This is a genomic window from Corynebacterium sp. (genome assembly GCF_012838985.1).
Classification (GTDB): domain Bacteria; phylum Actinomycetota; class Actinomycetes; order Mycobacteriales; family Mycobacteriaceae; genus Corynebacterium.
The window spans coordinates 1-10,341 of the sequence record NZ_DUOE01000138.1; the positions used below are offsets into that span (position 1 = coordinate 1).

Annotated in this window: 10 protein-coding genes; 3 read left to right on the plus strand and 7 right to left on the minus strand. The window is 70.2% G+C overall.

All coding sequences use genetic code 11. The features are described from left to right. Nucleotides 1-34 precede the first annotated feature (34 nt). Together GXZ33_RS08020 and GXZ33_RS08025 are read left to right on the plus strand one after the other, a co-directional pair. Entirely contained in the window at nt 35-349 is a 315-nt protein-coding gene (locus tag GXZ33_RS08020) for an antibiotic biosynthesis monooxygenase (RefSeq protein WP_291340319.1), read from the plus strand. A gap of 17 nt (nt 350-366) precedes the next feature. Continuing rightward, nucleotides 367-1,827: an NAD-dependent succinate-semialdehyde dehydrogenase gene (locus tag GXZ33_RS08025; RefSeq protein ID WP_291340320.1), complete on the plus strand. Its 1,461-nt coding sequence runs from the start codon at nt 367-369 to the stop codon at nt 1,825-1,827. Here GXZ33_RS08025 and GXZ33_RS08030 read toward each other — a convergent pair. From GXZ33_RS08030 to GXZ33_RS08040, 3 genes are read right to left on the minus strand one after another with little or no spacing between them, the layout of a single operon-like run. Then, a complete protein-coding gene (locus GXZ33_RS08030) occupies nt 1,824-2,381 on the minus strand; it encodes a class I SAM-dependent methyltransferase (RefSeq protein WP_291340321.1) in 558 nt (185 codons plus the stop codon). The genes GXZ33_RS08025 and GXZ33_RS08030 overlap by 4 nt on opposite strands. A 6-nt stretch (nt 2,382-2,387) precedes the next feature. Beyond that, on the minus strand, nt 2,388-2,855 hold the full coding sequence (locus tag GXZ33_RS08035; protein WP_291340322.1) for a hypothetical protein: 468 nt from the start codon (nt 2,853-2,855) through the stop codon (nt 2,388-2,390). Then, nucleotides 2,856-3,161 carry a chorismate mutase gene (locus tag GXZ33_RS08040; RefSeq protein WP_291340323.1) on the minus strand — a complete coding sequence of 102 codons (306 nt, stop codon included), beginning with the start codon at nt 3,159-3,161 and terminating at the stop codon, nt 2,856-2,858. 55 nt (nt 3,162-3,216) lie between these two features. On the opposite strand from GXZ33_RS08040, the gene pcrA reads away from it, so the two are divergent. Continuing rightward, nucleotides 3,217-5,541, plus strand: a complete 2,325-nt coding sequence (gene pcrA / locus GXZ33_RS08045) for a DNA helicase PcrA (RefSeq protein WP_363237110.1) — start codon at nt 3,217-3,219, stop codon at nt 5,539-5,541. Here the strand turns inward: pcrA and GXZ33_RS08050 are convergent. The 4 genes from GXZ33_RS08050 to GXZ33_RS08065 all read right to left on the minus strand — a co-directional run bounded on the left by GXZ33_RS08050 (nt 5,538) and on the right by GXZ33_RS08065 (nt 10,322). Continuing rightward, complete coding sequence (locus tag GXZ33_RS08050; protein WP_291340325.1) at nt 5,538-6,293, minus strand: M23 family metallopeptidase; 756 nt, start codon at nt 6,291-6,293, stop codon at nt 5,538-5,540. The genes pcrA and GXZ33_RS08050 overlap by 4 nt on opposite strands. 195 nt (nt 6,294-6,488) lie before the next feature. After that, complete coding sequence (locus tag GXZ33_RS08055; protein ID WP_291340326.1) at nt 6,489-9,089, minus strand: ABC transporter permease; 2,601 nt, start codon at nt 9,087-9,089, stop codon at nt 6,489-6,491. Then, nucleotides 9,086-9,787 (minus strand): ABC transporter ATP-binding protein, encoded by a 702-nt coding sequence (locus GXZ33_RS08060; protein WP_291340327.1) that lies wholly within the window; start codon nt 9,785-9,787, stop codon nt 9,086-9,088. The genes GXZ33_RS08055 and GXZ33_RS08060 overlap by 4 nt, the downstream gene beginning before the upstream one ends. 1 nt (nt 9,788) lies before the next feature. Further along, nucleotides 9,789-10,322 (minus strand): PadR family transcriptional regulator, encoded by a 534-nt coding sequence (locus tag GXZ33_RS08065; RefSeq protein ID WP_291340328.1) that lies wholly within the window; start codon nt 10,320-10,322, stop codon nt 9,789-9,791. Between the last annotated feature and the right edge of the window lie 19 nt (nt 10,323-10,341).

Sequence of the window (10,341 nt, forward strand, 5' to 3'; positions counted from 1 at the left end):
CCGGGGAAGCGGCGGGTTGGGCACAATGGGGGGCATGAGCATCGTGAAAATCAACGCCATCACCGTTCCCGAGGGCGCCGGCCCGCAGCTCGAGGAGCGCTTCGCCGCCCGTAAGCACGCCGTCGACAATTCTCCCGGCTTCGAGGGTTTCCAGCTCCTGCGCCCCGTCGCCGGCGACACCCGCTACTTCGTGGTCACCCGCTGGGCCGACGAGGAGTCCTACGCCGCCTGGCGCGACGGCGACGCACGTGCCGCCCACGGCGGGGAGAAGCGCCAGCCCGTCGCCACCGGGGCGGACCTGCTCGAATTCGAGGTCGTCCTGGACTCCACGGACTTCGCACAGGAATAAGGAGTAAAGGTGGGGTCATGAACCCCACCACACTTCTCGACTCCGCCCCGAAGGGCCTGTTCATCGACGGCGCCTTCACCGACGCCTCCGATTCCGGCACTTTCGATGTCATCAACCCTTCCGACGGCACGGTGCTGACGAAGGTCGCCTCCGCCACCGAGGACGACGCCCGCCGCGCCCTCGACTCGGTCTGCGCCGCGCAGGCCGCGTGGGCGACGACCCCCGCGCGGGAACGCTGCGAGATCCTCCGCCGTGCCTTCGAACTGATCATGGCCCACGAGGAGGAGCTCACCTGGCTGCAGTCCGCGGAGCTGGGCCGCGCGCTGCCGGACTCGAAGGCCGAGGTCACCTATGGCGCCGAGTTCTTCCGCTGGTTCGCGGAGGAGGGGGTGCGCGTGCGCGGCGACTACCGCCACAGCCCCGCCGGCAACGCCCGCATCATCGTCCACCACCAGCCCGTCGGCCCCTGCCTGGCCATCACGCCGTGGAACTTCCCGCTGGCCATGGGTGCCCGCAAGATCGCCCCGGCGCTGGCCGCCGGCTGCACGATGATCGTCAAGCCGGCGTCCAAGACGCCGCTGACCATGCTGTACCTGGCGAAGCTGTTGTCCGAGGCCGGCCTGCCCGACGGTGTGCTCGCCGTTCTGCCCACCTCGTCGGCGTCGCGGGTGTCCGCGCTTCTCGACGACCCCCGCCTCCGCAAGCTCACCTTCACCGGCTCCACCGAGGTCGGGCAGATGCTCGCCGAGAAGGCCGCGCAGCACTCCCTGCGCGTGTCCCTGGAACTCGGCGGCAACGCCCCCTACATCGTCTGCGAGGACGCCGACCTCGACCTGGCCGCCCAGGCCGTCGCCGTCGCGAAGATGCGAGGCGCCGGGCAGGTGTGCATCGCCGCCAACCGCTTCCTCGTCCACTCCTCGGTCCGCGACGAGTTCGTCGAGAAGGCCGTCGAGGTGATGAAGTCCTTCCGCATCGGCCCCGCCACCGAGGAGGGCGTCACCTACGGCCCGCTGTCCGGTGACGACCAGCTGGAGGTCGTGTCCTCGCTTGTCGACGACGCCCTGTCCCACGGCGCCTCCCGCCCCCTGGGCGGCGAACTGCCCGCCGGCCTGCCGGAGGGCGGCTACTACTATCCGACGACCGTGCTCACCGACATCGCCGAGGGGGCCAAGATCCTCACGACGGAGATCTTCGGCCCCGTCCTCGCCGTCGCCACCTTCGACACCGACGACGAGGCCATCGAGATGGCCAACAACACCCCCTTCGGCCTGGCCGCCTACCTCTTCTCCGAGAACCTCACCCACGCCCTGAACATGGCCGAACGCATCGAGGCCGGCATGGTCGCCGTCAACAAGGGCGCCCTCTCGGACCCTGCCGCCCCGTTCGGCGGCGTCAAGGAATCCGGCATCGGCCGCGAGGGCGGCTTCGAGGGCATCCACGAGTACCTCGAGCCGAAATTCATCTCGCTGCCGCTCTAGGGGTTCCGCCAGCGCAGCACATAGCGGTAGTACAGGCCCCGCCGGATCCACGCGCCGGGCAGGAGTTCCCGCGCGGCCTCGCGGATCTCGGCCAGGCTCTCCCGGGGGTGCGGCGACGATGCGAGGCGGACGGGCAGGACCTGCAGCGCAGAAATGAGCCAGTCACCCGGGCTGCGGTTGGTGGCCAGCCCGACGACGAGCAGCTCACCGCCGGGGCTGAGCAGGTCTTTCGCCCTGGTCAGCGCCGTTGCCAGGTCCATGTGGTGGAGGCTGGCGACGAAGATGATGACGTCGTAGGGGGCGTCCGGGATGTGCTCGGCGAGACTCTGCTTCTCGACGCGCGCGTGGGGGACGTGCGCCAGGCGCTCGACGGCGCGGCGGGCGGTCACGGGGTCCGGTTCGAGGCCGACGACGGCGTCGGCAAGCGGGGCGAACTTCTCCAGGAACAGACCGTCGCCGCACCCGACATCGAGCACGCGGGCGCGGGGCTGCTCGGCGATGATGCGCAGCAACCACGGGTGATAGGCGGTGTTGTGATTCCAGTAGGAGGTCATGCCGGCTCAGCGGCGCGGTACCTGGTCAGCCGACGGCACGGACTGCTGAAGGGAACGCAGACGGCTGAGGCTGATGCTTGACGCGCCGTTCGACTGCACCCGGCCGAGAACGTTGCGCACTTTGTCGTACGGGCCGTTGTAGACGATCTCCAGTTCTTCTTCGGGCGATTTGGGCAGGCGGAGGACGATGAGGAGGTCTGCGTTCTCCGCTGAGGTCGCACGGATGCCGACGCCACGATTCTGATAGGTCGCTTTGATCTCGACGCGGCGTCCATCAGTGGTCACCGCATCGTGCCCGGTGGTGGAGGCCGGGCGGAGAGTGATGTCGAACAGATCAGCCGCCGTCACCTCCCCGAGAGAACCGACCAGGTGGCCGTCGGGAGTGAAGCGTCGACCGGGGTACAACGACTCGAGCTCGGCGGTGATGGCGTGCAACTCGGCGACGAGCTCAGCGGTGCGGTGGCGGGGGCTCATTCAGCCGAGGCGACCGCGCCCCAGCTGCAGCAGGGCGTTGGCGATGACGGGCCCCTCGGGGCCGAGTTCCTCGCGGAACTGGTTGATGATCGCCACCTCGCGGGTGTGCACGAGGCGGGTGCCGCCGGAACCCATGCGGGTCTTGCCGATGGCACGGGAGACCTCGGTGCGGCGCTTGACGGCGTCGAGGATGACGCGGTCGAGGCGGTCGATCTCCCGGCGGTACTGCTGGATCTCCGCGTCGGACAGCGGGTCATCGGTGCCGGTGGGCATGCGGATCTCAAAGTCGCGGGCAGCATCAGTCATGGGTGACATTGTGCCACGAGGGGTCATGTCGGCACCGACTAGTAGGTTGTTGTACATGCAGCGAACCTCCACTGATCTCACTCTCGGACTCAATGAACAGCAGAAGGCGGCGGTCGAGCATGCGGGTTCGCCGCTGCTCATCGTGGCGGGGGCGGGCTCCGGCAAGACGGCCGTGCTCACGCGCCGCATCGCGCACCTGATGCGTGACCGCGGGGTGGCGCCGTGGGAGATCCTGGCGATCACGTTCACCAACAAGGCCGCCGCGGAGATGCGGGAGCGTGTCTCCGCGCTGGTGGGGCCGGTGGCGGAGCGGATGTGGGTGGCCACGTTCCACTCGGTGTGCGTGCGTATCCTGCGGCAGCAGGCGCAGCTGGTGCCGGGCCTGAACACGAACTTCACCATCTACGACTCGGATGATTCGCGGCGGCTGCTGAGCATGATCGCGAAGGACCACCAGCTGGACCTGAAGAAGTTCACGGCCCGGGTGCTGGCGAACGCGATCTCGAACCTCAAGAACGAGCTCATCTCCCCGGAGTCCGCGGCGGCCGACGCGGAGGTGATCCGCAACCCCTTCGACATCACCGTCGCGGAGGTCTACGCCGACTACCAGCGTCGCCTGCGGGCGGCGAACGCCGTCGACTTCGACGACCTCATCGGCGAGGTGGTGCGCATCTTCCAGCAGCACCCGCAGGTGGTGGACCATTACCGTCGTCGTTTCCGCCACGTGCTCATCGACGAGTACCAGGACACCAACCACGCCCAGTACATGCTGGTGGCCACGCTGGTGGGCACCGGGCCGGACGCCCCGGAGCTGTGCGTGGTGGGTGACTCGGACCAGTCGATCTACGCCTTCCGTGGGGCGACGATCCGCAACATCGAGGAGTTCGAGCGCGACTACCCGCAGGCCCGCACCATCCTCCTGGAGCAGAACTACCGCTCGACGCAGACGATCCTCAACGCCGCCAACGCGGTCATCTCGCGCAACGACGGCCGTCGGGAGAAGAAGTTGTGGACCGCGCTCGGTGAGGGCCCGCAGATCATCGGTTACGTCTCCGACAACGAGCACGATGAGGCGCGGTTCATCGCGGGTGAGGTGGACGCGCTCGTCGACAAGGGCCGCAACTACAGCGACATCGCGGTGATGTACCGCACCAACAACGCCTCCCGCGCGCTGGAGGAGGTGTTCATCCGCGCCGGCATCCCGTACAAGGTGGTCGGCGGCACCCGTTTCTACGAGCGCGCCGAGATCCGTGACATCGTCGCCTACCTGCGTGTCCTGGAGAACCCGGATGACACGGTCAGCCTGCGGCGCATCATCAACACCCCGCGTCGCGGCATCGGCGACCGCGCGCAGGCCTTCATGGCGCTGCACGCGGAGAACAACGGCATGTCCTTCGGACAGGCGCTTGCCGACGCCGCCGCGGACAAGGTCGCCCTCCTCGGCGCCCGCGGCCGGAACGCGGTGGTGAAGTTCAACGAGATGATGGACGGCATCCGCGCCGAGATGCCCTCCCTGGACATCGGGGAGCTCATCTCCCGGATCCTCGACGTCACGGGCTACCGGGAGCAGCTCGAGCTGAGCAACGACCCGCAGGACGGGGCCCGCCTGGACAACCTCAACGAGCTGGTCTCCGTGGCCCGCGAGTTCGCCTCCGAGGCGGCCAACATGGTCGCCTACGCGGAGATGGACGGCGGGGAGTTCTCCCTCGACGAGGGCGAGCCGGAGCCGGGCTCCCTGCAGGCCTTCCTGGAGAAGGTCTCGCTGGTGGCTGACGCCGACCAGATCCCCGACAACGAGCAGGGCGTGGTCACCCTCATGACGCTGCACACGGCGAAGGGCCTGGAGTTCCCGGTGGTGTTCCTCACCGGCTGGGAGGACGGCCAGTTCCCGCACCTGCGGGCCCTGGGCGACCCGGATGAGCTGGCGGAGGAGCGGCGTCTGGCGTACGTGGGCATCACCCGTGCCCGCGAGCAGCTCTACCTCACGCGCGCGATGCTGCGCTCCTCGTGGGGCAACCCGATGACGAACCCGCCGAGCCGTTTCCTGGCGGAGGTGCCGGAGGAGCTCATCGACTGGCGGCGCGAGGAGCCGGAGCAGTCCTGGGGCAGCTCCTGGGACTCGGGCGGTGGGGGAGGCGGCTGGGGCCGTCAGACTCCGCAGCGCACCACCCCGCGGAAGCCGGGCCTGCCGAAGGCCCGCCCGAAGAACAACAACCTGCAGCTCGTCGTGGGCGACCGGGTCAACCACGACAAGTACGGGCTGGGCACGGTCCTCGCGGCCGACGGTTCCGGGGCCCGCGCGACGGTGACCATCGACTTCGGGTCCGCCGGCAAGGTGCGCCTCATGCTCATCGGCGGCGTGCCGATGGAGAAGCTCTAGCGGACGGTGATGCCCTGCTGGGCGAACCAGGTCACCGGGTCGACGGCGCCGCCGCCCCCGGGGCGCATCTCGAAGTGCAGGTGCGGGCCGGTGGAGCGGCCCTCGTTGCCGATGGTGGCGATCTGCTCGCCGGCGGTCACGCGCTGCCCGACGGAGACGTTGATGGTGTGGACGTGGCCGTAGACGGAGATGGAGCCGTCGTCGTGACGCACGCGCACCCACTGGCCGAAGCCGTTGGCACCGCCGGCGGAGATGACCTCGCCGTCCATGACCGCGAGCACCGGGGTGCCGATGGGGTCGGCGATGTCGATGCCCTCGTGGGTGGCGCCCCAGCGGGCACCGTAGCCGGAGGTGAAGCGGCCGGAGGTGGGGAACACGACGGTGGCGCCGTCGGCGGTCTGGCCGCGGACCGGCGACATGCGCTGGGCGGTGCCGATGAGGTCCCTGAGGTTGATGTCCTCGGAGGAGACGACCGAGAAGGCGCTGAGCAGGGCCTCGAGGGGGTCGAGGATGACCTGCAGTTCGGAGCTTCCGAAGGCGGGGGTCTCGCTGGGTTCGGCGTTGCCGACGGTGTCGGCGAGCCGGCCCAGGGCGGTCAGCGTGGTGAGGGCGCCGTTGACGTCGAGTCCGGTCACGCCTTCCTCGGTGATCTGGAAAGAGACCTCCTCCGCCTGTGCGGAGGGCGCGGCCGCCAGGCCTGCGGCCAGTGCGGTGCTGAGGATGAGGGCCGTGGCTCCGGCGCGTCTGAACATGGGTCCTGCCTTCGTGAGTTCGGGATCGAGTCAAAAGTACCGGGGGCAGGGGGTGTCGGCAACGCAAAACATGCTGGTCACGGGTGTGAAAAAGGGTGGGATGGACGATCCCCGCAGCTCAGACCCCGTGTTGCTGGTGTTGCTGATGTTGCAGAAGTGTAACGACGGGGTGAGGGCTGCGGGGGTGATTTCCTCTTAAGTCTCGCGGTACTCCGGTTCCCCGGTCCGGCGGTGGAACAGCCGCCCGACCAGCCACGCCACGAACGGGGTGACCACCAGCAGGATGAGCAGGATCCGCCAGTCGGGCACCAGGTGGCCGACGGTGCCGGTCTCCTGCACCAGTCCCGACTCGAAGGTCCGTGTCCGGGAGGTGAGCATGAAGGCGGCGAGGTAGCCGAAGAACACGCCACCCGCGGAGCCCACCAGGGCGAGCAGCCCGGCGAAGGCGCCGGACACCCGGGAGGGGAGTGAGGGTGGGGCGCCGATGGCGTCGAGAAGCGCGAACTGGCGGCGGGACCCCTGCCAGGACAGGGCCATCACCAGCGCGATCACGACGACGACACCGGTGCCCAGGATCCCGGCGAACCCGGCCGGCCACCAGTCGGCGAGCCACTGGGCGGGGCTGATCTGCAGGGAGGTGCCCACGGTCTCGTCGGCGACGCGCCGGCGCAGCCTCTCCTGCACGCCGTAGGGCAGCCGCTCCTCCGGGACGATCACCGTGCCGACGTAGCCGGAGGGTGCCCCGAGCTCCGCCAGCCCCGGCGGGGTGAACAGCGCCGTCGGGGAGAGTTCCGGCAGCACGGGGACCGTGGGGAGCACGGTCTCGGCGAGGACCACGGACTCGTTGCGTGTGTCGTCCCAGGTCATCTCGCGGACCCTCAGTTCACTCTCGGGGGTGCCCACCGGGACGAGGATGGCCGGGACACTCAGGGCGGTGAGGGCGCGGTCGCGGTCAGCATCGTCGAGACGCAGCAGGCTGAGCACCTCGGGCGAGGCCTCGAGCAGCGAGGGCTGCGTCTGCTCCAGGGGGCCGGACACGTGATCCTGGCGCTGCCGGCGCTCGTCGTCCATGTCGTGGTCGATCTCATGGTGCCTGGAGTCCTCCGGGAGATACCGGGTGCCACGCAGGTCGATGCGTTGCGACGCCCCCGTCTCCGCCTGCACCATGGCCACCACCTCATCCACCGTCGCGGCGTCCGGAGCCACCCCGGGGGTGGGCGCCGGGGAGACGAGCAGCGACTGCCCCTGGTAGACGGTGTCGAAGAGGGCACGGTCGCGGGACTGCGAGGCCGTCTGGTCGGCGTGGATCGCCACCGCGACGGCGAGCACGGCCATGACCGCCGCCAGTGCAGGCACGCTGCGCATCGCCTGCCGGCCGGCGTCGCGGAGCGCGATCCGCAGCGCCAGCGGGGCGTTGCGCCCGAGGCGGCCCAGCCCCCACACGAGCGCCGGAGCGCTGGCCGCGAGCAGCACCACCAGGGCGAGCGCCGGCAGGGTGGACCAGTAGTAGCGCGTCCCGGGGGCGGTGGTCACCCACAGCACCAGCATGCCCACGGTGAGCAGGGCCAGCCCGACGGGGCCGACCGCCATCCACGGACGCCAGCGCAGCAGCCGGTCGGGGGAGGCCCCCTGCACGCCTGCGCTTATCGACGCCCGCGAGGCCACCCACGCCGGCAGCAGCGACGCCGCAGTCGAGCCGCCGACGGCGACCGCCCACATGAGCAGCAGACTCCCCCACGGGACAGTGAAGGGCCAGTCGGGGAAGCGGAGGAACCACTGGACCGCCGCCGCCCCGACACCGAGGGCGACACCCACGGTGGCGCCGATGAGCCCGGCCACGAATCCGTAGGTGAGCACCGCCAGGCGGATGTGCCAGGGGGTCGCGCCCTGTGCACTCATGAGCGCGAAGATGCGCGCCATGCGGGAGGTGGCGATGGTGAAGACCGGGGAGATCACCAGCATCGCCAGCAGCCCGACGGTGAGGATGCCCGCCAGCGTGATGAGGCGGATGGACCAGTCGTCCACGGAGGTGACCCTCTCCCCGTGGTCGAGGGGGTCCCCGCGGAACTGCTCGGCGACGGCCTCCGGCGGCGGAGGGTTGTCGATGACGTCCCGGGAGACGACCGTGAAGCCCACCGCGTTGAGCGCCAGGACGTCGTCCCAGGTGAACTCCTCCGGCCCGGTGATCGACCAGGTGGGGTACAGGCCCTCGGAGAGATGGAACGCATCCGGATCCATCAGCCCCGGGGCGCCGACGAGGCTGGTGAAGCCCGGCATCGTGCCGGCGACGGTCAGCTCCACCGGTTCGCCGGTGCCCCGCGGGGTGAAGGTGACGGTGTCACCGGTCTCCACACGCAGGTCCCGGGCGGTGGCGGTGTTCAGCCACACCTCGCCCGGGGCCGGGGTGCGCTTGCCCGGGTGCTGCTGGAGGGAGAGTGTGGCGTGACGCTCCCCGTGGGAGACGGCGCCCCAGGCGTGGACGTGGAGTTCCGCCGTGAACCCCGCTGGCAGACTGTCCCGGAGGATCTCCGGGACCCGGGGATCGTCACCGGCAGGCGGGGACGTGCAGTCGGCGTCGGAGCCGTTGACGCTCTGGACGCAGGAACCGCCCTGCCACGTCGCCGTGGTGCGGCCCTGATCCTGGAGGGAGGCGGTGTGCTCGGAGTGGCCCTCGGTCAGCGTCCAGGAGGCGATGAACAGGGGCAGCGTGATGAGCAGGACGGCGGCCAGGATCCGCAGAGGGTGGCGGGCCATGTCGCGCCGGGTCGGGCGGGAGGCGGCGAGCAGGGCGCTCATCGCAGGTCACCTCCGTCATCGACGAGGCGGCCGTCGCGGACCACGATGACGCGGTCCGACCAGCCGGCGAAGCGGGGTTCATGGGTGACGATCATGCCGGCGGCGCCGGCGTCGACACGCGCGCGCAGGATGCGCAGGACATCGTCACCGGTGGTGGTGTCCAGGGCGCCGGTGGGCTCGTCGGCGAGCAGGACGGAGCGCTCACCGATGAGTGCGCGGGCGATGGCCGCGCGCTGGGCCTGGCCACCTGAGATCTCCTCCGGGAAGCGGTCCCCGAGACCGTCGAGACCGACCTCCTGGAGGGCGACGCGGGCGGCTTCCCGGCACTCCGCCGGATTCCGGCCGTCGAGCTCGAGGGGCAGGGAGACGTTCTCCCCGACAGTGAGGGTGGGCACGAGGTTGTAGTGCTGGAAGACCAGGCCGATCCGGGCGCGGCGCTGCTGCGCGGCGCGGGCGGGGGAGAGGTCGGCGGCGTCGACGCCGTCGACAAGCACGCGGCCGGAGGTCGGCGGCTGCAGGAGGCCGGCGACGTTGAGCAACGTCGACTTGCCCGAGCCGGAGGGGCCCATGACGGCGACGAGTTCCCCCGGTTCCAGCGTGAGGGAGACATCCTCGAGGGCGACGACGCGACGGGCGCCGGTGCCGAAGACGCAGGTGACGTTCTGCAGCTCCAGAGGGGCGGGTGAGGTGGGGGACATGTCAGGACTCCTCGGGCTTCGGGTTGGACAGGGCCTCGACGCGGTCGAGCCAGCGGGCCTCCGACTCGAGGTCGAAGATCCGGCGCTCCACCTGGAGGCGTTCGGCCGTGCGGGTGTGGTCGAGGGTGCGGGAGAGGGCGGTCAGCTCCCGGAGCTGGGAGATGGTGGCGCGACGCTGCCGGTCGAGCAGGCCGATGAGGTCCACGCTGCGGCTCTGCGCGGCGAGGGAGACCTTGATCACCAGCTCGTCACGTTCCGTGGGAGGGCGTTGGACGGGGCGGGACCACCAGTCGTCGAGAAGCTCGGAGCCGGCGGTGGTGAGGCGGTAGGTGTCGGCGGGACGGTTGTTGGCGCCGGTGATGGTGCCGGCGGTCTCGATGAGACCGTCGCGTTCCAGGCGGCCGAGTGTCTGGGTGACCTGGCCGATGTTGAGCGGCCAGACGGCCTGTGTCCGCTCGCTGAACTGCTGCTGGAGCTGGCTGGCGGAGTGGGGTCCGTCGGACAGCATGGCGAGCAGGGAGTGCTTGATGGGCATGGCGGTTCCTAGCGGGAGG